Genomic DNA, 23,100 nt, shown 5'->3' with positions numbered 1-23,100 from the left:
TGTCGGCCGAGCCCGCGGCGTCCGGTGCCGTATCCGGCAAGGCGGAGGGGCGCCCGCGTACCGGACGTCCTCGGGTGCCCCGACAACGCGGCCGGGTGCGGTGCCGGGCGTCGCGGGCCCGGCAAGATCCGGAAGAGACGGCCCAGGGCGGTCCCTTCCGGATCTTGTCGATCAGGCCGGTCAGCGGGCCGTGGGCGGCAGCTCCTTCATCCGGTCGACGACCGTCCGGGTCATGACGGCGCTGGTGTACACGACCGTGCCGGGCTTGATCAGGCCCTGCTCACCGGACTCGCCCTGCACCTGGACGCTGCGCTCGCCGAGGAACGTGAGGGTCTGGCGGTCGAAGATCCACTCCTCGCGCTGGCCGGAGTGCTCGTCGAGCCGGGCGACCGCGATGCCGCTGCGGCCCGCGGCGTCGACCGCCTCGTCGACCGTCACCACGCCGGGGATCTTCGCGGCCGCCTTGTAGAGCGCGGTCGTCAGCTCGGCGGGCGGGTAGCTGGAACGCAGGAGGTCGCCGATCGTGGTGAAGGCCTCCTGGTCGGGGCCGTTGCCCTTGCCCTTGGTCTCCTCGTAGATCCGCCGGAGCAGCACGTCGGGGTCGGTGGGCAGGGTGGTGAGGTAGTCGTGCGTGGGCGCGTTCAGGTGCGGCGTCGGGGCGTTGCCCTTCTCGTCGGGGCCCGCCAGGGTCACGCCCTCCGGTCCGGTGTTGCCGGGCTCGATCAGCCAGCCCTTGGTGCCGTCCGGGGAGTTCCACTGGTGGCGCATGTGCAGCGGCAGGCTGACCAGGGTGCTCTTGTTGCCGACGGTCCGCACGTAGGTGTTGGCCGCCTTGCTGCCGATGTAGATGAACTGGTCCGCGCGCACGGCCGGGCCGGAGACGGAGGCGGATGCCAGCGAGATCCGGTCCAGGAGCTGCGGCGCCCCCTTGGGGTCGGCGGCGCCGATCCGGGTGGTCAGCGCCGGACCCGCGGCGACGGTGGAACCGGGCCCGTCCGCGGCGCCCCGGTCCACGTAGGAGAGGAAGCCGACGGCCAGCGCCCCGGCCAGCGCGAAGGCCGCCGCGGGCACGAGGACCGCCCGGCGCAGGAACGGGTTGCGCGCCCCGGTGACACGGGCGGGGGCGGCCGGGGCGGCCGGAGTGGTGACGTCGGCGGCTCGGAGGTCTTCGTGGATCTGGGCCATCAGGCGCTCCTTGTGGAACTGGTGGCGGCCCGCGGGCAGTTCCCGTTCGGCGAACGGCGCGAGGAGCGGGTGCTCCTCCTGGCCGGCCGGGCGGGGCCGGGAGAGGTCGGGGTTCATCGGGTTCCTTCCTGTGCGGACCGGACCGTGTTCGTGCGGTCGCCATATGCCTGTCGGGGGCGAGCCGCGAGTTCCCGCTTTTTCTTCTTCATCTCTGTTTCAGCGAGTTTGCGTAGCTTCGTACGGGCCCGGGAGAGCCTGGAACGGACGGTTCCGACCGGGATGCCGAGGACCCGGGCGGCCTCCGCGTACTCCAGGCCCTCGCCCAGGCACAGCAGGAGGACTTCGCGCTCGGGTCCGCGCAGCGCGCTCAACTGCCCCAGCGTGGCCGCGATCTGCCGCCGGTCGTCCAGCCGGCCGGCCACCTCCTCGGCGTGGTCGGGCACGGACGCGGCGCCGGCCGCCGCCGTGGCGGCGGCTGCGGCGGCCCGGTAGCGCCGGTTGCTGCGGCAGTGGTTGCGGGCGAGGTTGGTGGCGATGCCCAGCAGCCAGGGGCGCAGCGAGCCGCCCTCGGGGTCGACCGCGGCGCGCAGCCGCCACGCCTCCAGGAAGGCGGCCGACATGACGTCCTCCGCGGCGGCCCAGTCGCCGGTCATCCGGAAGGCATGGTTGTAGAGGGTGCGGGCGTAGCTGTCGAACAGCTCCGCATAGGCGTCCGGATCCCCGGACCGCACCCGGGTACGCATCTCTGTTGTCACTCCTGTCGGCTGTCCGGCACCCGGGGCGCAGTTCCCGTGACCTGCGTCACGTCCACCGCGGAGCGGGCGCCGGGGCCGGCGGCCCGGGGCGCCGGATCAGGCCACGTCCAGCAGCGGGCTCGCGTGGTGGTGCAGCCAGGCCCGGTACGGGGGCGTCCGCAGGGCGGCCTCGCGGTAGGCGGCGCGCAGGTCCTCGTACACCTCCGCGTGCGCGCCGGGTCTGGTGGCCAGCAGCAGGCGTACGGCGAGGGGGTCCCCGCACAGCGGCCGGATCGCCATGTCCTCGCGCGGCCCGGAGGTCGGCTGGCACGGGGCGACCGCCTCGCCGGAGATGATCAGCGAGGTGGCCGTGTGGTAGTCGGCGTGCAGCACCGGCGGGTCCAGTCCGGCACCGGCGAAAACCCGCCGCAGGCCGTCCCACTCGCCGTCGACCGAGGGGTCGACCATCCAGCGGTCGGCGGCCAGGTCCCGTAAGGAGACCACCGCCTGCCCGGCGGCCGGATGGTCCCGGGACATCGACACGAACTGCGGTTCGCGTTCCATCAGTACGTGCATCTGCAGCCCGGGCGGCACCCGCAGCGGGCTGCCCTCCACCTCGTGCACGAACGCCACGTCCAGTTGTCCCGCGGCGACCATCCTGAGCAGCGCGTTCGCGGAGACGTCGACGACGAGCGAGGTCTCGGTGTCCGGAAGCCGCCGGTGGATCCGCCGCAGCCAGCCCGGCAGCGCGCTGCTGGCGGTGGAGCCGATGCGCAGCCGCGAGGCATGGGCCAGTTCGCGGGCCTCCGCCACCAGCGCGGCCATCTCGGCGAGCAGCGGGCGGGCCCGGCCCAGCACGGTCCGGCCGAAGGGGGTGGGCCGGCATCCGGTCCGCTCGCGCAGGAACAGCTCGCCGTCGAGGGCCCGTTCGATGCGGCGCAGCTGGGTCGTCAGGGAGGGCTGGCTCACGCCGAGTTGCCGGGCGGCCTTGTGCAGGCTTCCGGCGTCGGCGATGGCGCACAGCGCGCGCAGGTGCCTGACCTCAAGCTCCATGACCAGAGGGTAGGCCGGTCACCGCTGACCGCACCAGCCACCGATAGCCCCCCGAATCCCGCCATTCTCACTCTAGTTGGGCTGCCGAAATCTCCCTGATAGGTCCGCGCTATCGGGGAGTGACATCATCCGCCGGGCACTCGTGCTCCCGCAGACTCCGGTTCGAAAGACCACCCCCCACCGCACCGGACGAGTAGGAGCTCCCCCACATGCGCCACTCCCGTAAGGCCATGCTGGCCACGACCGTCGGCCTCGGCCTCGCCGCAGCCCTTGGTGTCGTCCCCACCGCCACCGCCGCGCCCGCTCCCGTCGGCAACGCCGTGAGCTACGCCGCGTACGAGCGTTCGCCGGAGAACGAGGCCGCGAACCGCGCCTTCTTCGAGGCCGTGCAGCGTTCGGTCGCCGAGCAGCGCGCCGCGAACCCGGGCGCCCTGGCCGTGACCGTCACGTACAACACCCGCAGTGCCCCGAGCTTCCGCAGCCAGATAGCCCGCTCCACGCAGATCTGGAACAGCTCGGTGTCCAACGTGAAGCTGCAGGAGGTGTCCTCGGGCGGGAACTTCTCGTACCGCGAGGGCAACGACTCACGTGGCTCGTACGCGAGCACGGACGGGCACGGCCGGGGTTACATCTTCCTGGACTACCGGCAGAACCAGCAGTACAACTCCACCCGGGTGACGGCGCACGAGACCGGCCACGTGCTGGGTCTGCCGGACCACTACTCGGGGCCGTGCAGTGAGCTGATGTCGGGTGGCGGCCCGGGCACCTCGTGCACGAACGCCAACCCGAACTCCGCCGAGCGGGCACGGGTCAACCAGCTCTGGGCCAACGGCTTCGCCTCCGGGCTGGGTGCGAAGGAACTCGCCGCCAAGGGCTGAGGTCACCGCTCCTCGGGATCCGCGTGATCGGGGCAGTCGGGGTTCCGGCAGGGACCCCGGCCCCACACCGGGATGAAGATCCCGAGGGACTTGCGCCGCCTGACCACCGTGTCGACGCGGCGCCCGCACGCCGGGCACGCCTGCTGTTCGTGCCCGGCCTGCGGGGCCACCGTCTCGTGCGCGTGGTGCTGCTGTTCACCGGCCATACCTCCACGGTAGGCCGGTTCCGTGCGTTCGGCGGGTCAGCTCCGGGCGACGGCGTAGGCGCTGATGATCTGGCCGCCGCCGAAGGCCCGGACCCCGGTGAGCTCAAGGTGGCGCACGTCGAAGCCGGCGCGGGACATCGGCATGCCGGTGCCCGCGAAGACCGGGTAGGTCTTGACGATGATCTCGTCGATCTCGTCGATCAGCTGGGTGGCGAGGTCCGCCCCGCCGCAGAGCCAGATGCCGAGACCGTCCCGCGCCTTGAGCTCGCGGACCTCGGCCGCCAGGTCTCCGCTGATCAGCCGGACCCGGGGGTCCGGCGGGGCGGCGAGGGAGCGCGAGACGACGTACTGCTCGGGCAGGTGGCCGTAGGGGCTGGTCATGCCCGCCGCGAGGCCCGGCTCGTAGGTGTTGCGCCCCATGATCACCGCGTCGAACCGCTTGGGCGCGGCGTCGGCGATCCCGAGCCGGGCGCGTCCCTGGGCCGAGATGGTCTCGGGGTATTCGGCCACCAGATGCCCGACGAACTCGGCGTCGAGGTGGCTGTAGAAGAAATCGCCGTCGCCGTTCGGGGCACCGATGAACCCGTCGACGGACGTGGCGATGAAGTACGTGAGCTTGCGCAAGCGATTCTCTTCCACTGGGCAGTGCCACCGCGCCGGGGCACGTCACACAAAGTACTTCGACTGCAGTGGTCACGCAACGGATATCGCCCGGGCCCTCGGGGTCCCCAGGGCCCCCGGCGTGGGGGCGCCGCCCTCAGCCGCGCGGCTTGCGCCACATCGGCCACATCAGCGGCCCGTCCGGAAGCCGTACCGCCTCTCCCGTGAACTCCCAGCCGAGCCGTTCGTACAGCCCCTTGCTGCGGTCGCTGCTCGCCTCCAGGTACGCCGGCACGCCCTCGCGGTCGCAGCGCTCCAGCACCGGCCGGATCAGCTCGCTCCCCAGCCCCTGCCCCTGCCGACCCGGGGCGACCGCGATCATCAGCAGGTACTCGTGCTCCTCCGCCATGGGGTGCACCGCGCCCGTGAGGCGCCCGACCAGCTCGCACCGCTCGTTGTCCGGGTCCGCCACGGCCCGCATCCGCGCCGGGACCTCGTCCTCGACGGCCTCCGCCTCCGGGTCGGCCGCCGGGACCCGCAGCCACAGCGCGGCCGCCGAGCCGTCCACGGCGTAGTCGATCCGGCCCTCCTCCAGCGCCACGTCCACGAAGACGCCCAGGAACTTCCCGTGCACCGCGGCCCGGTGCTCCGGGTCGGGGAAGACCCAGCTGCTCACCGGGTCGGTGCGGAAGGCCTCGTCGAGCAGCCGCGCCACCGCGTCCCGGTCCGACTGATCCGCCTGACGTATCTCCAGTGCCACTGGCCACACCCTTCACTCACGTGTCAACAACCGTGAGTGATCCTAGAGTTGGCGCGGACACGCGGTAAGACCCGTTCCGGCACCGTGCGGTACCGGCACGGGTCCTGGCCGTCTCTTTCGGATCTTGCCGGGCCCGCGCCCCGCTCCCCCGCGCCCCCGCGTCCCGACCGCTCAGCGCGTACGGCGCGTCACGAACTCCGCGAGCGCCAGCAGCCCGCCCGCCGCCCCGAGGTCCGGAACGGCCCGGGACAGCTGCTGGACGGCCCGCCCCATCCGGTCCGCGGCCTCGGCCTGCGCCCAGTCGCGCCCGCCGGCCCGGTCCACCGCGTCGGCCGCGCGGCGTACGTCGTCCCCGGTCATGGGGCCGGCGTAGAGCTCGGCCAGCTCCTTCCCGGCCGCCGTGCCCGAGGTGAGGGCGGCGACCACCGGGAGGGACTTCTTGCGGGCGATCAGGTCGGCCCCTGCGGGCTTGCCGGTGTGCCCCGGATCCCCCCAGATGCCGATCAGGTCGTCGATCAGCTGGAAGGCCAGCCCGGCCTCCCGCCCGAAGGCGTCCATGGCGTCGACCTCGTCCGGCCCGGCCCCCGCGTACAGGGCGCCGAGCGCGCACGCGCAGCCCAGGAGCGCCCCGGTCTTGGCCGTGGCCATGGCCAGGCATTCGTCGAGCGAGACCTCCGGCCGCCGCTCGAAGGCGCAGTCCGCCTGCTGGCCCGCGCACAGCTCGATGACACAGCCCGCGAGCCGGGCCGAGGCCGCCGCGGCGGCCGGATGCGGGTCCTCCGCGAGCAGCCGCAGCGCGAGCGCCATCATCGCGTCGCCCGTGATGAGGGCGTCCGGCGTCCCGAAGACGGTCCAGGCCGTGGGCCGACCCCGCCGCCGGACGTCGTTGTCGATGATGTCGTCGTGCAGCAGCGTGAAGTTGTGCGCCAGCTCCACGGCCGCCGCCGCCCGTACGGCCTCCTCGGCCGGACCGGCCCCGGGACCGCGCAGGGCCCGGGCGGCGGCCAGCACCAGGGCCGGCCGGATGGCCTTCCCGGCCCCGCCGTCGGCGGGGCTGCCGTCCTCGTGCTCCCAGCCGAAGTGGTACATCGCCACGCGCCGCATCGAGCCCGGCAGGCTCTCGACCGTGCGGCGCAGCTGCGGGTCGACCGCTTCTCTCGTCCGTTCCAGCAGGGCCGCGGCATCCTGGCCCTCACCGGTCGCGATGGCGTTCACGGCGGTCAGCGCCAGCGGCCGATCTCGACGTTCTCCAGTACGCCGAGCGCGTCCGGCACCAGCACCGCGGCCGAGAAGTAGGCGGTGACCAGGTAGGAGATGATCGCCTGCTCGCTGATCCCCATGAAGCGGACCGACAGGCTCGGCTCGATCTCGTCCGGGATGCCCGGCTGGTGGAGCCCGATCACGCCCTGCTCGTCCTCGCCGGTGCGCATGCACAGGATGGAGGTGGTGCGGGCGTCGCTGATCGGGATCTTGTTGCTCGGGAAGATCGGCACCCCGCGCCAGGCGGGCACCCGGTTGCCGCCGACGTCCACCGACTCCGGGTAGATGCCGCGCTTGTTGCACTCGCGGCCGAAGGCGGCGATCGCCTTGGGGTGGGCCAGGAACAGCTTGGAGCCGCGCCGCATGCTGAGGAGCTGGTCCATGTCGTCGGGGCTGGGCGCGCCGTCGTGCGGCTGGATGCGCTGGTCGTAGTCGGCGTTGTGGAGCAGGCCGAAGTCGCGGTTGTTGAGCATCTCGTGCTCCTGGCGCTCGCGCAGCGCCTCGACCGTGAGCCGCAGCTGCTGCTCGGTCTGGTTCATCGGGTGGTTGTAGAGGTCGGCGACGCGGCTGTGCACCCGCAGGACCGTTTGTGCAATGGAGAGTTCGTACTCGCGCGGCCGGGCCTCGTAGTCCACGAAGGTGCCGGGGAGGACGGCCTCGCCCCGGTGGCCGGCGGAGAGCTCGATCGCGGCCTCGCCGTACTTGTTGGTCTCCCGGCCGGGCCGGGTCCGTACGTCCTCCACGTGCGCGCGCAGGGACTCGACCCGGTCGGCGAGGAGCTGGAAGTCCTGCCGGGACAGGGTGAGCGCGGTGCCGGATGTGGCGGCGCGGGCGGTGTACTCCCAAATCGATTCTTCATCGACGAGGGAGTCGTCGCCGAAGTACGCGCCGTCGGCGACGGTCCGGAGGACGGCGTCCTCGCCGTAGGGGCCGGGGCCGATCTGCTCGATGCGGCCGTGGGCGAGCAGGAAGACCTGGTCGGCGGGGCTGCCGAAGGAGGTCAGCTCCTGGCCGGCCTCGAAGTCGAGCTGCCGGCACCGCTGGGCGAGTTCACCGAGGACGTCGAGGTCCTCGTAGTCGCGCAGCAGCGGGAGCTCGCCGAGCTCGGCCGGGATCACCTGGACCCGGGTGCCGGTCTTGACGAACTCCACGACGCCGTTGCCGACCGAGTAGCTCAGCCTGCGGTTGACGCGGTACGTGCCGCCCTGCACGGACACCCACGGCAGCATCTTCAGCAGCCACCGCGAGGTGATCTCCTGCATCTGCGGCGCGGACTTGGTCGTGGTTGCCAAGTTCCGTGCGGCCGTGGTCCCAAGACTGCGCTGCGGCGCCTGGGTATCGGACTCGGAACCCGCCTGGACCGACATGTCTTTCCCTTTCGATCACTCCATGGATCTGCGGGAGCAGCCTTTCAGCACGGAACGTGGTGGGACCATTACACAAAAGGGTGGGACTACTCCGTCCGGGTGCGGGGCACCCTTTGGGGTTCCCCATCTCCCCCATGAGCCCCTCCAGTCCCTTCAACCCCGGACCTAACTTGCATCGAAGATGCAAGTTTGCCTACGGTGACCCCATGCGGCTGACCCGATTCACCGACCTGGCGCTGCGCGTGCTGATGCGCCTGGCCATCGAGGAAACGGACCTCCCGACCACCCGTGACGTGGCGGCGACCATGGAGGTCCCCTACACGCACACCGCCAAGGTGGTCGCCAGGCTGCAGCATCTCGGCCTGGTCGAGGCCCGGCGCGGGCGCGGCGGGGGGCTCGCCCTGACCGCCGCCGGGCGCGCCGCGCCGGTCGGCGCGGTGGTGCGCGAACTGGAGGGCGAGGGCGACGTCGTGGAGTGCGAGGGCACCACCCCCTGCCCGCTGCGCGGCGCCTGCGTACTGCGCGGTGCGCTGCGCCGGGCCCAGGAGGCCTTCTTCGCCGCACTGGACCCGCTCACGGTGAACGACCTGGTGGCGTCCCCGACCGGACCGCTCCTGCTGGGCATTTCGAGCAGGGCGCCGACCGGATCCGGGGGCCCCTGACCCGTCCGGGCCGGACGACGACAGAAGTCCGGACACGGGCCCGAACAGAAGTCCGCACGACAGCGGTCCTTCTGCGATCAAAAATACGCATCTCAGATGCAAATTCATACAGTCACGTCCATCACGCATCACGCATCACGCGAGGAGTTCCGCATGCTGTCCGAGAAGTCGAGCGCGACCGTACGAGCCACCCTGCCCGCCGTCGGGGCGGCGATCGGCGACATAGCCGAGCTCTTCTACACCAAGCTCTTCGCGGCCCACCCGGCACTGATCCGCGACCTGTTCAACCGGGGCAACCAGCGGTCCGGCCTCCAGCAGCAGGCCCTCGCGGGCTCCATCGCCGCCTTCGCCACCCACCTCCTCGCCCACCCGGACACCCGGCCCGACGTGATGCTCGGCCGCATCGCCCACAAGCACGCCAGCCTCGGCGTCACCCGCGAGCAGTACGCGGTCGTCCACCAGCACCTCTTCGAGGCCATCGGCGAGGTCCTCGGCGAGGCCGTCACCCCCGAGGTGGCCCGGGCCTGGGACGAGGTCTACTGGCTGATGGCGAACGCCCTGATCGCCCTGGAGGAGCGCCTCTACGCCGAGCAGCGGGTCGTGGCGGGTGACGTGTGGCGCGAGTGGACCGTCACCGAGCGGGTGGCCGAGACCGCGGACTGCACCACCTTCCGGATCGCCCCCGCGGACGGCGCCCCGGCGCCCGCCCACCGGCCCGGCCAGTACGTCTCGGTCCAGGTGGAACTCCCGGACGGCGCCCGCCAGATCCGCCAGTACAGCCTCATCACCTCCCCGGGCTCCGCGGTCCGCGCGATCACCGTCAAGCGGGTCCACGGCCCGGCCGCCGCGGGCCCCGACGGCGAGGTCTCCCACCACCTGCACACCCGGGTCCGCGCCGGGGACACCCTGCGGGTCTCGGCCCCGTACGGCGACCTGGTCCTGGCGGACCCGGCCGCCCCGCTGCTGCTCGCGTCGGCCGGCATCGGCTGCACCCCGATGCTCTCGATGCTGGAGCACCTGGCCGACACCGGGCACACCGCCCCGGTGACCGTGCTGCATGCCGACCGCTCCCCCGCCGACCACCCGCACCGGGGCGACCACCGGGCGCTGACGCACAAACTGGCCGACGCCTCGGCCCGGTTCTGGTACGAGGAGTCCGCGGAGCCGGGCGACGGCGAGGGCCTCATGGACCTCTCGGCCGTCCCCCTCGCCCCGGGCACCAGGGCCTACCTGTGCGGGCCGCTCCCCTTCATGCGGGCCGTGCGCGAGCAGCTGATCGCCAAGGGGCTGCCGGCCGCCGACATCCACTACGAGGTCTTCGGCCCGGACCTGTGGCTCGCATCGGCCTGATTGGCCGGATCGGATCGCTCACCGTACGAACGCACTAGCCGCGGAAGGGTCGCCTCCACTAAACCGGAGGGTGACGGGACGGGCACAGAGGGTGCCCGTCCCGCACCGCAACGAAGGAGGCGGCCATGTCCGCACCCATGTCCGCGGACCGTTTCATCAACGCACTGCGCAACGAGGGCCTGACCGTGGTCGAAGTCGGCGCCTGGCGCACCCACAACCGCAACCACAGGGGCCCTTGGGGGCCCGTGCACGGGGTGATGATCCACCACACCGTCACCCGCGGCACCCCTTACACGGTCGAGCTCTGCCGCAACGGTCACGGCGACCTGCCCGGCCCGCTCTGCCACGGAGTGATCGCCAAGGACGGCCGCGTCCACCTCGTGGGCTACGGCCGCGCCAACCACGCGGGCGCCGGCGATTCCGACGTCCTGGCGGCGGTGATCGCCGAGAAGCGGCTGCCGCCGGACAACGAGGCGGACACCGACGGCAACCGCCACTTCTACGGCTTCGAGTGCGAGAACCTCGGCGACGGCGAGGACCCCTGGCCGGCGGTCCAGCTCGACGCCATCGCCCGCGCCGCGGCGGCCGTGTGCCGGATACACCGCTGGACGGCCCGCTCGGTGATCGGCCACCGCGAGTGGCAGCCGGGCAAGGTCGACCCGCGGGGCTTCACGATGGATTCCATGCGCAACCGCATCGCCGAGCGCCTGAAGTAGCACCGGCGCACCGCGGCCGGACGGGGGCACGGAACGCAGTCCCGCGCCCCCGTCCGACGTGGCCCTCGCGCTCCGGCTCCGGCATGCGGTGCCGGGGGACGCGGCGCCCCACAATGGAAGGGTGAACCGCCCCGCGAACGTTGACGCGCTCCTGCAGCCCCGCCCGCCGTCCCCGGTGCGGGAGATCCGTGACGAGCGGTTCGAGCGGCACGGCGTGCGGCTCCTGCTCAAGCGCGACGACCTCGTGCATCCGGAGCTGCCCGGCAACAAGTGGCGCAAGCTCGCGCCCAACCTGCGCGCGGCCGTGGACGCCGGCCACGACGGCCTGGTCACCTTCGGCGGGGCGTACTCCAACCACCTGCGGGCCACCGCCGCCGCCGGGCGGCTGCTCGGGCTGCGCACGGTCGGCATCGTGCGCGGGGACGAGCTGGCCGGCCGCCCCCTGAACGACTCGCTCGCCCGGTGCGCCGCCGACGGGATGCGGCTGCACTTCGTGTCCCGGTCGGAGTACCGCCGCAAGGCCGAGCCGCGGGAGCTGGCCCGGCTGGTGGACTCGGCGGGCGCGGGCGGCGCGTACGTGGTCCCCGAGGGCGGCAGCAACGCCCTCGCCCTGCGCGGCTGCGCCGAGCTCGGCCGTGAACTGCGCGGCACCGCCGACGTGGTGGCGGTGGCCTGCGGTACCGGCGGGACGCTGGCGGGCCTCGCGGCCGGGCTGGATCCCGGGCAGCGGGCGCTCGGGGTTCCCGTCCTGGCGGGCGGTTTCCTGGCCGCGGAGATACGTTCCCTCCAGGCCGCCGCCTTCGGAGGTCCGGCCGGCGCGTGGACCCTGGCCGAGGACTTCCACCACGGCGGCTACGCCCGGGTCCCGGCCGAGCTGGAGGCCTTCGCCGCCGACTTCGGGACCCGCCACGACCTCCCGGTGGAGCGGATCTACGTGGCCAAACTGCTCTGGGCCCTGACCGAGCTCACCGCGGCCGGCGCCTTCCCGCACGGCACGGTCCTCGCCGCCGTCGTCACGGGCCGGCCCTGACCGGCCGCGCTCAGCCCTCCTCCCGGTAGGCCGCCGCCTCCTCCAGGTCCAGCCTGCGCAGGAGCGCCCGCAGCATCTCGTCGTCGATCCGCCGGTCGTCCCGCAGCGTCACGAAGACCTCCCGTTCGGCCGCGATCATCTCGCGCGCGAGCCGCCGGTACACGTCGTCCGCCGACTCGCCCGTCTCCGGGTTGACCTCGCCCAGCCGCTCCCACACCGCGTTGCGCCGGCGTTCCATGACCGTCCGCAGCCGGTCGGCCAGCGGCGGCGGCAGCGTGCTGTTCTCCGGCTCCTCCAGCAGCTCCGCCAGCCGCTCCTCGGCCGCCCGCGAGGCCTCGCTCTGCGCCTGCGCCTCCGCCAGGGTCTCGGCCTGAGCGTCCTTCGGCGGCAGCTTCAGCGCCCGGATCAGCGGCGGCAGCGTCAGCCCCTGCACCACCAGCGTCCCGATGACCGTGGTGAAGGTCAGGAAGAGGATCAGGTTCCGGTGGGGCACCGACATCGGCACGGAGAAGGCGATGGCCAGCGAGACCACGCCCCGCATCCCGGCCCACCCCACGATCACCGGGGCCTTCCAGTCGGTCTCCGGCTCCCGGTCCCGGATCCTCGGCGACATCCAGCGGGGCACGAAGGTCGCCGGGAACACCCACAGGAACCGGGCCACCACCACCGCGAGGAACACGGCGATCGCGTACCAGGCCGCGTGCAGGCCGTCGTACTCGACCAGCCCCTTGAGGACCACCGGCAGCTGGAGCCCGATCAGCGCGAAGACCACCGACTCCAGCACGAAGGCGACCACCTTCCACACGGCCTCCTCCTGGAGCCGGGTGGCGAAGTCGACCTGCCAGTTCCGGTGCCCGAGGTAGAGCGCGACCACGACCACCGCGAGCACCCCGGAGGCGTGCACGCGCTCGGCGGCCGCGTACGCCACGAAGGGGATCAGCAGCGACAGGGTGTTCTGCAGCAGGGGTTCCCTCAGCCGCGTGCGCAGGTGGTGGATCGGCACCATCAGGAGCAGGCCCACGCCGATGCCGCCGACCGAGGCCAGCAGGAACTCCGCGATCCCGCCCGCCCAGCCGGCGCTCACCCCGACCGCCGCCGCCAGCGCCACCTTGTAGGCGGTGATCGCGGTGGCGTCGTTGACCAGGGACTCGCCCTGCAGGATGGTCGTGATCCGGTTCGGCAGCCGCAGCTTGCGGGCGATGGCGGTGGCTGCGACGGCGTCGGGAGGCGCGATCACCGCGCCCAGCACCAGCGCCACCGGCAGGGAGAGCCCCGGCACCAGCAGGTACGCCGCGTACCCGACGGCGACCGTCGCGAAGAGCACGTAGCCCACCGACAGCATGGCGATCGGCCGTACGTTCGCTCGCAGGTCCAGGTACGAGCTGTCCACGGCGGCCGTGTACAGCAGCGGCGGGAGCAGCAACGGCAGCACGATGTGCGGGTCGAGGGCGTAGTCGGGAACCCCCGGGACGTACGCGGCCAGCAGACCGGCGGCGACCAGCAGCAGCGGCGCGGGCACCGGGGTCCGGCGCGCCAGCCCCGCCACGGCCGCACTGCCGGCGACGAGCGCCACCAGCGGCAATACCTCCATCGAAGATCCACCTCAATCGTCGGCCGCTCGCCCCGAACGCGCGGGCTTGGCCGAGGAGATCCCCATGACTCGCACGGCGGGAACGTATTCTGTACGAGATCAAGCTCCGGTCAAAGCGTGACGCAACGACACTCCGCTGCATCGCGGCTCCGGCCCGTGCGCACGGTTCACCCCGAGACTGATGGCCGGGGTTGCGGTACAAGGAGAATGCGATGAGCGAGTGCACCCACGTTGCCGAACTGCCGCGTCCCGAACCGGTGCCCTCCCACCACACCTGCCCCGAATGCCTGGCCCTCGGCAGCCACCCCGTCCAGCTGCGGATGTGCCTGGTGTGCGGGCACGTGGCCTGCTGTGATTCCTCGCCCCACCGGCACGCCAGCGCGCACTACCAGGAGACCGGCCATACGGTGATGCGGAGCTACGAACCGGGTGAGACCTGGCGCTGGTGTTTTGTCGACGGTTCGATCGTCTGAAGCGGGGTAGTTCAACCCTCCGCCGGTTCCCCTGATTTGGGCCCCGCAGACCCCTAGCCACTGTGCGTACCCATGGGCTTACCATCAGTCACTGGCTCGCAGGCGGGGCGCTCGGGCACCCAGAGGGGTGCCGCGACACGATCGCCCGGATCGCGATAGCGTCACCGGCGAACAGAGCTCGTACCACCTTGGAGGTGAGGGTGTCCCAGATCGCAGGCGAGCCCGGGACTCAGGACTTCGTGGAAGTCCGGCTGCCCGCTGCGGGTGCCTACCTGTCGGTGCTGCGGACGGCCACGGCCGGTCTCGCGGCACGTTTGGACTTCACCCTCGACGAGATCGAGGACCTCCGCATCGCGGTGGACGAGGCCTGCGCGATCCTGCTCCAGCAGGCCGTGCCGGGCTCCGTCCTCAGTTGCGTGTTCCGGCTGATCGACGATTCGCTGGAAGTGACCGTCTCGGCGCCGACCACCGACGGGCGCGCACCGGAGCGCGACACGTTCGCGTGGACGGTCCTGTCGGCGCTGGCCGGCAAGGTCGAGGCCACGGTCGAGGAGAACCGGACGGTGAGCATCAGTCTCTACAAACAGCGCGGCGCGGGGCCAGGCCCGGTGTGAGCGGCGGGGAGATCCCGGTGCGGGGCGGGGATCGGCCCCGAGTACGGCACGAGGTCGACGGCGGCATCCCGGAGCAGCACCACGCCCGGCCGCACCCGGCTGACGCGGATGCGGAAGACGGCTTTTTGGACTCGGCGGAGCGACGGGCGGGCCCTATGAGCGAGAACCAGCAGGAACAGCCACAACCAGACCGGCCGGCCGGGACGGGCGCCGGGGCCGAGGCCCCGGCCCCGGTGGTGCCCCCGGTACCGCCGGGGCCGGTGTTCCCGGCGTCCCCGGCGCTGCCGGATCCGCGCGACCGCAGCGGCGCGCGGGCCCTGTTCATCGAGCTGCGGGCGCTGCCCGACGGGTCGGCGGAGAAGGCCGAGCTGCGCAACCGGCTGGTACGGATGCACCTGCCGCTGGTCGAACACCTGGCGCGGCGCTTCCGCAACCGCGGTGAGCCGCTCGACGACCTGACCCAGGTCGCGACGATCGGCCTGATCAAGTCGGTGGACCGGTTCGACCCGGACCGCGGGGTCGAGTTCTCCACGTACGCCACGCCCACGGTGGTCGGCGAGATCAAGCGCCACTTCCGTGACAAGGGCTGGGCGGTGCGGGTACCGCGTCGGCTGCAGGAGCTGCGGCTCTCGCTGACGACGGCCACGGCCGAACTGTCCCAGCAGCACGGCCGCTCCCCGACGGTGCACGAACTGGCCGAGCGGCTGGGGATCTCCGAGGAGGAGGTGCTGGAGGGGCTGGAATCGGCCAATGCCTACAGCACGCTCTCCCTCGACGTCCCGGACACCGACGACGAGTCGCCGGCGGTCGCGGACACCCTGGGCGCGGAGGACGAGGCCCTGGAAGGGGTCGAGTACCGCGAGTCCCTCAAGCCGCTGCTGGAGGGCCTGCCCCCGCGGGAGAAGCGGATCCTGCTGCTTCGCTTCTTCGGCAACATGACCCAGTCGCAGATCGCCCAGGAGGTCGGCATCTCCCAGATGCACGTCTCCAGGCTGCTGGCCCGCACGCTGGCCCAGCTCCGCGAGAAGCTCCTCGTCGAGGAGTAGCCGGGCGCGGGAAGAACCGGACGACCGGTTATCGGGCCTGTTCCCCGGGCCCGATACCGAGAGCCTCGGTCGCCGTCGGATTGACCAGGAGCGCGACGACGGCCACCGCGGCCGCGGCCAGCGCCACGGCGGCGGCGATCATCGCACCGCCGGTGCTGTAGAGGGTCCAGGCCACCGGCAGCGCCATCAGCTGGGTGATCAGGGCCGGGCCGCGGCTCCAGCGGCGGCCCAGGCGCAGTCCGCGGGCCGCGACCAGCGGCAGTGCGGCGAGCGCGAGCAGGGTGACGCCGCCGGTCTCGGCCTGCTGCGGGGAATCGGGGTCGCCGGCGATCCCCACGAACAGCATGTAGATCCCGAGGCCTGCCAGCGCCAGGCCCTCCAGGGCGGTGAGCGCGGCGGCCGCGGTCAGCCGGCCGGGCAGCGCGGCGGTCGGGACGGCGGCGGGGGCGGGTGCGTTCGCGGGCTGCTTCTTACTCACTCCAGCAGGGTAACGGCGTACCCCGGACCCCGGAGGGGACGGGCAGTAGGGTCGGCGTCCGACGGGGTGGGTAGTCTGGCGCTCATGCGTGCACTTCTCGTGGCCAACCCAGCAGCGACGACCACCAGTGCGCGCACGCGCGACGTCCTGACCCATGCCCTGGCCAGCGAGATGAAGCTGGAGGCGGTCACCACCGAGTACCGCGGGCACGCCCGGGACCTGGGGCGCAAGGCCGCGCACGAGGGACTCGACCTCGTCGTCGCCCTCGGTGGCGACGGCACGGTCAACGAGGTGGTGAACGGGCTCCTGCACAACGGGCCCGATCCGGAGCGGCTGCCGCGGCTGGCGGTGGTTCCCGGCGGTTCCACCAATGTGTTCGCGCGCGCCCTGGGTCTGCCCAACGACGCGGTCGAGGCGACCGGCGCCCTGCTGGACGCGCTGCGGGAGCAGCGCGAGCGGACCGTGGGCCTGGGCCTGGCGGCCGGCACCCCGGGCACGGAGGACGAGTCGGTCCCGGCCCGCTGGTTCACCTTCTGCGCGGGCTTCGGCTTCGACGCGGGTGTGGTGGGCCGGGTGGAGCAGCAGCGCGAGCGCGGCAAGCGTTCGACGCACGCCCTGTACGTGCGACAGCTGATGCGCCAGTTCTGGGAAGAGCCGAACCGGCGTCACGGCACGGTCACGCTGGAGCGTCCCGGAGCGGACCCGGTGACCGATCTGGTGCTGTCGATAGTGTGCAATACGTCACCGTGGACATATCTGGGGAATCGTCCGCTTTACGCCTCTCCCGAAGCCTCGTTCGATACTGCGCTTGACGTATTGGCCCTGGACCGTTTGTCAACTCCGGCGGTCGCGCGGTACGCGACACAGCTCCTGACCTCCACTCCTGAGCGGGGTCCACACGGCAAGCACGCGGTGTCTCTGCACGATCTGACCGACTTCACCTTGTATTCGAAGGTTCCGCTTCCCTTCCAGATGGACGGCGATCACCTCGGACTGCGGACCAGCGTTCGGTTCACAGGCGTACGCCGTGCACTGCGTGTGATTGTGTGAGTAGAAGGGCCCGGAGGCCTTTCAGTCGAACGTTTACACGTCGGTCCACCCTCAAGATGTAGGGCTGTGACCTAGTAGACACCGACGAATCAAAAAAAACTTTCCGGAAGGGGTTGTATCCCCGTCCGAGGTTTGCGAATCTCTTCATGGCGATCGGGACAGCCCGCAACACCCGGCACCCACACAGACCGCCAGAACCCCTCCACGAATCTCTGACTGATCACCCGCGTGAAACCGGGCGGTCGCGCTTCCCTCACGGGGGGATTCGTGAAAGCGTTCACATTCACAAGCAACTTGCCCGCAATACAAGGAGATGGAGCAGCCATGGACTGGCGTCACAACGCCGTTTGTCGTGAGGAAGACCCGGAACTCTTCTTCCCCATCGGCAACACCGGTCCTGCGCTGCTGCAGATCGAGGAAGCCAAGGCCGTCTGCCGCCGTTGCCCCGTCATGGAGCAGTGCCTGCAGTGGGCGCTCGAGTCCGGTCAGGACTCCGGTGTCTGGGGCGGTCTCAGCGAGGACGAGCGCCGCGCCATGAAGCGCCGCGCCGCTCGCAACCGGGCGCGCAACGCCAGCGCCTGACAACGACTTTCGAGCCTCGACGCGCAGCGCGTAGTAACCGAACAAGCGCTCAGCACCGTGCTCTTGAGCCCCGGACCGAATCATTCGGTCCGGGGCTCAGTGCTGTTCGGGACCCGGTCGCGGCCCGCCGGGTGAGGGCCGGACCGTCACAGCGAGTCACCGAACCGCTGCTACTTCTGGGGGCTGGACGGGATGTCGAGGACGACCTTGGTGCCTCGCGGCTCGGCCCGGAGCATGTCGAACGTGCCGCCGAGCTCCCCCTCCACGAGGGTCCGTACGATCTGCAGCCCGAGATTGCCGGCCCGCTGGGGGTCGAACCCCTCGGGCAGACCGCTGCCGTCGTCGAGCACGGTGATCAGCAGTCGGCCATCGGTGCGGCCGGTTCCGGTGCGGATCGCGGACACCTCCACGGTGCCCCCCTCCCCCTGGGTGAAGGCGTGCTCCAGGGCGTTCTGCAGGATCTCGGTCAGCACCATCGACAGCGGAGTGGCGACCTCCGCGTCCAGGATCCCGAACCTGCCGGTGCGCCGGCAGGCGACCTTGCCCGGTGAGATCTCCGAGACCATCGCGATCACGCGGTCGGCGATCTCGTCGAACTCGACCCGCTCGTCGAGGTTCTGAGAGAGCGTCTCGTGCACGATCGCGATCGATCCGACTCGGCGCACGGCTTCGTTCAGCGCCTCGCGGCCCTGCGGTGAATCCATCCGGCGGGACTGGAGCCGCAACAGTGCGGCCACGGTCTGGAGGTTGTTCTTCACCCGGTGGTGGATCTCCCGGATGGTCGCGTCCTTGGTGATCAATTCGCGTTCGCGACGGCGCAGTTCCGTCACGTCGCGGCACAGCACCAGGGAGCCGATCCGGGTGCCCTTCGGCTTGAGCGGGATGGCGCGCAGCTGGATGACCCCGCCGTTGCCGTCGACCTCGGTCTCCCGGGGGGCCCAGCCGCTGGCGAGCTTGACCAGGGCCTCGTCCACCGGTCCTCGGGAGGGGGCGAGTTCGGCCGTGATGTTGCCCAGGTGCTGGCCCACGAGGTCGGAGGCGAGGCCGAGCCGGTGGTAGGCGGAGAGCGCGTTCGGGGAGGCGTAGGTGACCACCCCGTCGGCGTCCAGGCGGATCAGACCGTCCCCGACCCGCGGGGAGGCGTCCATGTCGACCTGCTGGCCGGGGAACGGGAAGGAGCCCGCCGCGATCATCTGGGCGAGGTCGGAGGCGGACTGGAGGTAGGTCAGCTCCAGCCGGCTCGGTGTACGCACAGTGAGCAGATTGGTATTGCGCGCGATGACGCCGAGCACCCGCCCCTCGCGGCGGACGGGGATCGACTCGACGCGGACCGGCACCTCCTCGCGCCACTCGGGGTCGCCCTCGCGCACGATCCGGCCCTCGTCGAGCGCGGCGTCCAGCAGCGGGCGCCGTCCGCGCGGCACCAGGTGGCCGACCATGTCGTCCTGGTATGAGGTGGGACCGGTGTTCGGGCGCATCTGGGCGACCGAGACGTACCGCGTGCCGTCGAGGGTGGGCACCCACAGGACGAGGTCGGCGAAGGACAGGTCGGAGAGCAGCTGCCACTCCGAAACCAGCAGGTGGAGCCACTCCAGGTCGGTTTCACCGAGAGCGGTGTGCTGGCGTACGAGGTCGTTCATGGAGGGCACGTTGCGAGCGTACCCCGGGTACGGGCCATGACTTTCCCCACGACGGTACTCAGGAGTATCCAAGGGGGGCGCGGGCCGCGTACTGTTGGAGGAAGTGACGGGTTTCCAGGCCCTGTCATTGGATGGACAGAACAGAATGGTCTAGTCCACAATTGATTTCAGAACCTCCGCCCTCCCCGCACAGGAGGACGGATCGAGGTAAGCGGCGCGCTCTGCCCTGACCGCGCAGGCACCTCCACCGGCCGTCGGGAACCGCACACCTGTCGGCCGTAAGTACTCCGGGCTACGGTGCCGGGCGGGTCGAGGGTCCCGTCCTGCACCGTGGCCCAGAGGAACCCCTCCGCGGAGCGCCCCGGCCGGTCAGGCCGCGGGCCAGGCCAGCAGGGCCCGCTCCGCCACCGCCTCCAGCTCCTCCCGGCTCGCCCCGTCGCGCGACTGCTGGGACATCCCCTGGAGCACCGCTCCGGCGTACCGGGCCAGTGCCCGTGCGTCCGTGTCCGCGGGCAGCGCGCCGGTGGCCATGTCGGCCCGGATCCGGCTCTCGAACATCACCAGGTTGGCGTTGCGGCGCTCGCGCAGCGCCTGTGCGACCTCGTCCGAGGTGGTGTTGATCGCGGCGCTGATCACCATGCAGCCCGGCGGGTGGGCCGGGTCGGTGTAGACCTCGGCGGCCTCGCGCAGGATGCGGGCGACGGCCGCCCCGGCGGTGGGCTCCTCGGCGAGCGCCACGCTCGCGAAGTCCCCGTACCGGCCGCCGTACACCACCACGACCTCGTCGAAGAGCTTGCGCTTGTCGCCGAAGGCCGCGTAGAGGCTGGGCGCGCTGATGCCGAGCGAGGCGGTGAGGTCGGCGATGGAGGTCGCCTCGTAGCCGCGCTCCCAGAAGGCGAGCATCGCCTTGTCGAGGGCGGCGTCGCGGTCGAAGGAACGGGGCCTGCCGCGCTGTCCGGTCACCATGCCCGCATTCTATAGCGGGCGCTAGGAAATCTGGTACGTTCATTTCTGTAGCGACCACTATCGATTATCGGAGGGGGGCGCGTCATGGGCGTGCTCGAGGGGAAGACGGCACTGGTCACCGGCGGCAGCCGGGGCATCGGACGGGCCGTGGCGGAGCGGCTGGCGCGGGACGGGGCACTCGTCGCGGTGCACTACGGACGCGACGCGGCGGCGGCGAAGGAGACGGTCGCGGCGATCGGGGCGGCCGGCGGACGGGCCTTCGCCATCGGGGCCGAGCTCGGCGTCCCCGGCGACGCCGAGGCCCTCTGGGCCGCCTACGCGGCCCATCCCGACCACACCGAGGGCGTGGACGTCCTGGTCAACAACGCCGGGGCGGCGGAGTTCGCGGGGATCGCGGACACCGACGAGGAGCTGTACGACCGGGCGCACGCGCTGAACGCCAAGGCGCCGTTCTTCGTGATCAAACACGGGCTGGAGCGGCTGCGCGACGGGGGCCGGATCGTGAACGTGACCGGCACCCCGGACATCGCCCTGCCGGCCATCCTGGCCACGGTCATGGCCAAGGGCGCCACGAACGCGCTGACCCGGTCGCTGGCCGCCGAGCTGGCTCCGCGCGGGATCACCGTGAACTCGGTCGGCCCCGGCATCACCGAGACCGACCTCAACGCGGGCCTCCTCGCGGACGCGGCGACCCGGGCCCACCTGGCCGCCCGCTCCGTCTTCCACCGGGTGGGCACGGCCCAGGAGGTCGCCGACGTGGTGGCCTTCCTGGCCTCGCCGGACTCCCGCTGGGTGACGGGCCAGCACCTGGACGCGACGGGCGGCCTGCAGCTCGCGCTGGCGTAGGGGACGCAGGCCCGCGCCGTCGGGCCCTTCAGGGCCGGTCGGCGGGGATGCTGCTGGGGACGGTCGGGAGCATGACGCCCCGCCGGACCACGGGCTCCGCGCCGCCGGCCATCGCGATGACGAACGGGTCGGGCAGTTCATAGGGCTCCGCGGCGTCGAGGTCGACCTGGTAGCCGAGGTCCCCGAGGCTCGCCACGGTCAGCTTGCTCAGGGGGTTGCCGGGGCCGCCGATGGTCGGCGACATCAGCTCGTTGCCGAACACCCGCTCCCGCCAGTGGCCGCCCGCGCTTCCCTCGCCGCCGACGTTCGCGACCGGTACGGGAGTGGGCTGCCCGGCCCCGATGAGCGCGCCGAACTCCTTCATGGCGCCGGGACCGACGAAGGTGGGGTTGGGGCCGGGGAAGTCCTTCAGCAGGCCGAAGGTGTCCCAGATCGTCCCGATCCCCAGCACGTGGCCCATCTCGTGGGTGATGACGTCGAGCAGCGATCCGTCGTCCTCCATCTGCCCGAGGTCGGCCTTGTCGAAGCGCATCATGCCGGTGGCGGGGAGGCGCGCTCCGGTGGCCGCCGTCTCGCGCCGGAAGCGGGTCGGCCCGGCCTGTCCGAGCGTGCCGAAGACCCCGTCGATGGCCACGCCTTCGGCATCGATCAAGAGGTCGTCGATCACGACGTCGCCGGTGAAGTCGCGGAGGATCGCGGTCTCCAGGTCACCGACGATGACCCTGGCCCAGCGTTCGGCGGCCTCGGCGAAGACGTCCCGCTGGCCACTCGTCAGTCCTCCGATGAACCGCACCTCGATCTGGAACGGCGAGGTGGTCGCGGCGAGCAGCTCGGCGCGACCGGCATCCGCGACAGCCCTGTAGGTCTCGAAGGCGTAGCTGGTGTGCCTGCCCATGACGAAACACTCCAATCGCACATACCATGATTTATCTACATAAACCACCGTAGATGAGAATGGAGTTGTAGACAGGGCAACCAACAGGTTGAAGGTTCTCCCGACCCGGCAGGGGCCGGGCCCGCGGAACCGGATCGCACGGATGACGGCGAGACCCTGTCGCGGACGGCACCCTCTGCTAGATTGGTCTATACCACCTTACCCACTCCAGATCGGCAGGCCCCGCGTGGAAGTTGTCATCGTCCCGGACGCCAAGGCAGGCGGCGAGCTCATCGCGGAGGCCATGGCCGCCCTGGTGCGGCGCAAGCCCGACGCCCTGCTCGGCGTGGCGACCGGCTCTACCCCGCTGCCCATCTACGAGGCCCTGGCCGCCAAGGTCGAGGCCGGCCAGGTCGACGCCTCCCGGGTCCGGATCTGCCAGCTCGACGAGTACGTCGGCCTGCCGGCCGGGCACCCCGAGTCCTACCGTGCCGTCGTGCTCCGCGAGGTCGTCGAGCCCCTGGGCCTGTCCGAGGCCTCCTTCATGGGCCCCGACGGTTCGGCCGAGGACATCGTCGGCGCGTGCGAGGCCTACGACCGCGCCCTGGCCGAGGCCGGCGGCGTCGACCTCCAGCTGCTGGGCATCGGCACGGACGGCCACATCGGCTTCAACGAGCCCTGCTCGTCCCTGGCTTCCCGCACCCGGATCAAGACGCTGACGCAGCAGACCCGCGTGGACAACGCGCGCTTCTTCGACGGCGACCTGGAGCAGGTGCCGCACCACGTCATCACCCAGGGCATCGGCACCATCCTCGATGCCCGCCACCTGGTGCTCCTGGCCACCGGCGAGGGCAAGGCCGAGGCCGTCGCGCAGACCGTGGAGGGCCCGCTGTCCGCGCTGGTCCCGGCCTCCGCGCTGCAGCTGCACCGGCACGCCACCGTGATCGTGGACGAGGCCGCCGCCTCGAAGCTGAAGCTGGCCGACTACTTCCGCCACACCTACGCCAACAAGCCCGCCTGGCAGGGCCTGTAGGACCCGCGCTCGCGCCCGGCCGCTCGCGCACGGCGAAGGGCCCGACCCCTCCGACGGGGGTCGGGCCCTTCGCCGTCCGGCCCCCGGCCGCACCAGACAGCCCCCG

25 protein-coding genes are annotated in these 23,100 nt (G+C 71.8%); 12 read left to right on the top strand and 13 right to left on the bottom strand.

Annotated elements, in window-relative coordinates; all coding sequences use genetic code 11:
• Positions 1–180 precede the first annotated feature (180 nt).
• The 3 genes from ACXNSR_RS25910 to ACXNSR_RS25900 form a co-directional block, all read right to left on the bottom strand.
• The gene (locus ACXNSR_RS25910; RefSeq protein WP_458637834.1) at positions 181–1,302 is read right to left on the bottom strand and encodes a CU044_5270 family protein; all 1,122 of its coding nucleotides are present in this window, start codon (positions 1,300–1,302) and stop codon (positions 181–183) included.
• Positions 1,299–1,928, bottom strand: coding sequence for an RNA polymerase sigma factor (locus ACXNSR_RS25905; protein ID WP_458637833.1), 630 nt, complete (start codon positions 1,926–1,928; stop codon positions 1,299–1,301). Before ACXNSR_RS25905 ends, ACXNSR_RS25910 begins: the two co-directional genes overlap by 4 nt.
• Positions 1,929–2,036: 108 nt before the next feature.
• Positions 2,037–2,972, bottom strand: coding sequence for a LysR family transcriptional regulator (locus ACXNSR_RS25900; protein WP_458637832.1), 936 nt, complete (start codon positions 2,970–2,972; stop codon positions 2,037–2,039).
• A 209-nt stretch (positions 2,973–3,181) separates the two neighbouring features.
• Here ACXNSR_RS25900 and snpA point away from each other — a divergent pair, with 209 nt between their 5' ends.
• Positions 3,182–3,850 carry a snapalysin gene (gene snpA / locus ACXNSR_RS25895; protein WP_458637831.1) on the top strand — a complete coding sequence of 223 codons (669 nt, stop codon included), beginning with the start codon at positions 3,182–3,184 and terminating at the stop codon, positions 3,848–3,850.
• 2 nt (positions 3,851–3,852) lie between these two features.
• Here snpA and ACXNSR_RS25890 read toward each other — a convergent pair whose 3' ends face one another.
• The 5 genes from ACXNSR_RS25890 to ACXNSR_RS25870 form a co-directional block, all read right to left on the bottom strand.
• Entirely contained in the window at positions 3,853–4,056 is a 204-nt protein-coding gene (locus tag ACXNSR_RS25890) for a hypothetical protein (RefSeq protein ID WP_458637830.1), read from the bottom strand.
• Between the two features lie 36 nt (positions 4,057–4,092).
• Complete coding sequence (locus ACXNSR_RS25885) at positions 4,093–4,680, bottom strand: dihydrofolate reductase family protein (protein ID WP_458637829.1); 588 nt, start codon at positions 4,678–4,680, stop codon at positions 4,093–4,095.
• Between the two features lie 133 nt (positions 4,681–4,813).
• A complete protein-coding gene (locus tag ACXNSR_RS25880; RefSeq protein WP_458637828.1) occupies positions 4,814–5,416 on the bottom strand; it encodes a GNAT family N-acetyltransferase in 603 nt (200 codons plus the stop codon).
• Between the two features lie 171 nt (positions 5,417–5,587).
• Positions 5,588–6,640 (bottom strand): family 2 encapsulin nanocompartment cargo protein polyprenyl transferase, encoded by a 1,053-nt coding sequence (locus ACXNSR_RS25875; RefSeq protein WP_458643391.1) that lies wholly within the window; start codon positions 6,638–6,640, stop codon positions 5,588–5,590.
• A complete protein-coding gene (locus ACXNSR_RS25870) occupies positions 6,637–8,043 on the bottom strand; it encodes a family 2B encapsulin nanocompartment shell protein (protein ID WP_458637827.1) in 1,407 nt (468 codons plus the stop codon). The genes ACXNSR_RS25875 and ACXNSR_RS25870 overlap by 4 nt, the downstream gene beginning before the upstream one ends.
• A gap of 206 nt (positions 8,044–8,249) precedes the next feature.
• Between ACXNSR_RS25870 and ACXNSR_RS25865 the strand changes: the two genes are divergently transcribed.
• The 4 genes from ACXNSR_RS25865 (at position 8,250) to ACXNSR_RS25850 (ending at position 11,801) form a co-directional block, all read left to right on the top strand.
• Positions 8,250–8,705 (top strand): RrF2 family transcriptional regulator, encoded by a 456-nt coding sequence (locus ACXNSR_RS25865; protein ID WP_458637826.1) that lies wholly within the window; start codon positions 8,250–8,252, stop codon positions 8,703–8,705.
• Between the two features lie 153 nt (positions 8,706–8,858).
• Positions 8,859–10,055 (top strand): globin domain-containing protein, encoded by a 1,197-nt coding sequence (locus tag ACXNSR_RS25860; RefSeq protein WP_458637825.1) that lies wholly within the window; start codon positions 8,859–8,861, stop codon positions 10,053–10,055.
• Between the two features lie 125 nt (positions 10,056–10,180).
• Positions 10,181–10,771 (top strand): N-acetylmuramoyl-L-alanine amidase, encoded by a 591-nt coding sequence (locus ACXNSR_RS25855; RefSeq protein ID WP_458637824.1) that lies wholly within the window; start codon positions 10,181–10,183, stop codon positions 10,769–10,771.
• 121 nt (positions 10,772–10,892) lie between these two features.
• The gene (locus ACXNSR_RS25850; RefSeq protein WP_458637823.1) at positions 10,893–11,801 is read left to right on the top strand and encodes a 1-aminocyclopropane-1-carboxylate deaminase/D-cysteine desulfhydrase; all 909 of its coding nucleotides are present in this window, start codon (positions 10,893–10,895) and stop codon (positions 11,799–11,801) included.
• Between the two features lie 10 nt (positions 11,802–11,811).
• Here the strand turns inward: ACXNSR_RS25850 and ACXNSR_RS25845 are convergent, their stop codons facing one another.
• The gene (locus tag ACXNSR_RS25845; RefSeq protein ID WP_458637822.1) at positions 11,812–13,392 is read right to left on the bottom strand and encodes a Na+/H+ antiporter; all 1,581 of its coding nucleotides are present in this window, start codon (positions 13,390–13,392) and stop codon (positions 11,812–11,814) included.
• A 212-nt stretch (positions 13,393–13,604) separates the two neighbouring features.
• Here ACXNSR_RS25845 and ACXNSR_RS25840 point away from each other — a divergent pair, with 212 nt between their 5' ends.
• The 3 genes from ACXNSR_RS25840 (at position 13,605) to ACXNSR_RS25830 (ending at position 15,525) form a co-directional block, all read left to right on the top strand.
• On the top strand, positions 13,605–13,865 hold the full coding sequence (locus ACXNSR_RS25840) for a UBP-type zinc finger domain-containing protein (protein ID WP_458637821.1): 261 nt from the start codon (positions 13,605–13,607) through the stop codon (positions 13,863–13,865).
• Between the two features lie 200 nt (positions 13,866–14,065).
• Positions 14,066–14,479, top strand: coding sequence for an ATP-binding protein (locus tag ACXNSR_RS25835; protein WP_266842211.1), 414 nt, complete (start codon positions 14,066–14,068; stop codon positions 14,477–14,479).
• A gap of 17 nt (positions 14,480–14,496) precedes the next feature.
• Positions 14,497–15,525, top strand: coding sequence for an RNA polymerase sigma factor SigF (locus ACXNSR_RS25830; RefSeq protein WP_458637820.1), 1,029 nt, complete (start codon positions 14,497–14,499; stop codon positions 15,523–15,525).
• Positions 15,526–15,553: 28 nt separating this feature from the next.
• Here ACXNSR_RS25830 and ACXNSR_RS25825 read toward each other — a convergent pair whose 3' ends face one another.
• A complete protein-coding gene (locus ACXNSR_RS25825) occupies positions 15,554–16,003 on the bottom strand; it encodes a hypothetical protein (RefSeq protein WP_458637819.1) in 450 nt (149 codons plus the stop codon).
• 84 nt (positions 16,004–16,087) lie between these two features.
• Between ACXNSR_RS25825 and ACXNSR_RS25820 the strand changes: the two genes are divergently transcribed.
• Positions 16,088–17,053 carry a diacylglycerol/lipid kinase family protein gene (locus ACXNSR_RS25820; protein WP_458637818.1) on the top strand — a complete coding sequence of 322 codons (966 nt, stop codon included), beginning with the start codon at positions 16,088–16,090 and terminating at the stop codon, positions 17,051–17,053.
• A 324-nt stretch (positions 17,054–17,377) separates the two neighbouring features.
• Entirely contained in the window at positions 17,378–17,635 is a 258-nt protein-coding gene (locus ACXNSR_RS25815) for a WhiB family transcriptional regulator (protein ID WP_003953983.1), read from the top strand.
• 170 nt (positions 17,636–17,805) lie between these two features.
• Here the strand turns inward: ACXNSR_RS25815 and ACXNSR_RS25810 are convergent, their stop codons facing one another.
• Positions 17,806–19,275, bottom strand: a complete 1,470-nt coding sequence (locus ACXNSR_RS25810) for a sensor histidine kinase (protein WP_458643390.1) — start codon at positions 19,273–19,275, stop codon at positions 17,806–17,808.
• A gap of 369 nt (positions 19,276–19,644) precedes the next feature.
• Positions 19,645–20,241: a TetR/AcrR family transcriptional regulator gene (locus ACXNSR_RS25805; protein ID WP_458637817.1), complete on the bottom strand. Its 597-nt coding sequence runs from the start codon at positions 20,239–20,241 to the stop codon at positions 19,645–19,647.
• Between the two features lie 84 nt (positions 20,242–20,325).
• Between ACXNSR_RS25805 and ACXNSR_RS25800 the strand changes: the two genes are divergently transcribed.
• Positions 20,326–21,087, top strand: a complete 762-nt coding sequence (locus ACXNSR_RS25800) for an SDR family oxidoreductase (RefSeq protein WP_458637816.1) — start codon at positions 20,326–20,328, stop codon at positions 21,085–21,087.
• 28 nt (positions 21,088–21,115) lie between these two features.
• Here the strand turns inward: ACXNSR_RS25800 and ACXNSR_RS25795 are convergent, their stop codons facing one another.
• Entirely contained in the window at positions 21,116–21,982 is an 867-nt protein-coding gene (locus ACXNSR_RS25795; protein ID WP_458637815.1) for a leishmanolysin-related zinc metalloendopeptidase, read from the bottom strand.
• A 226-nt stretch (positions 21,983–22,208) separates the two neighbouring features.
• Between ACXNSR_RS25795 and nagB the strand changes: the two genes are divergently transcribed.
• Positions 22,209–22,994, top strand: coding sequence for a glucosamine-6-phosphate deaminase (gene nagB, locus ACXNSR_RS25790; protein ID WP_458637814.1), 786 nt, complete (start codon positions 22,209–22,211; stop codon positions 22,992–22,994).
• Positions 22,995–23,100: the final 106 nt, after the last annotated feature.

The sequence above is a fragment of the Streptomyces sp. NC-S4 genome (assembly GCF_054353315.1).
Note: the sequence above shows the minus strand (reverse complement) of the source record. Positions and strands in the feature narration are given on the sequence as shown.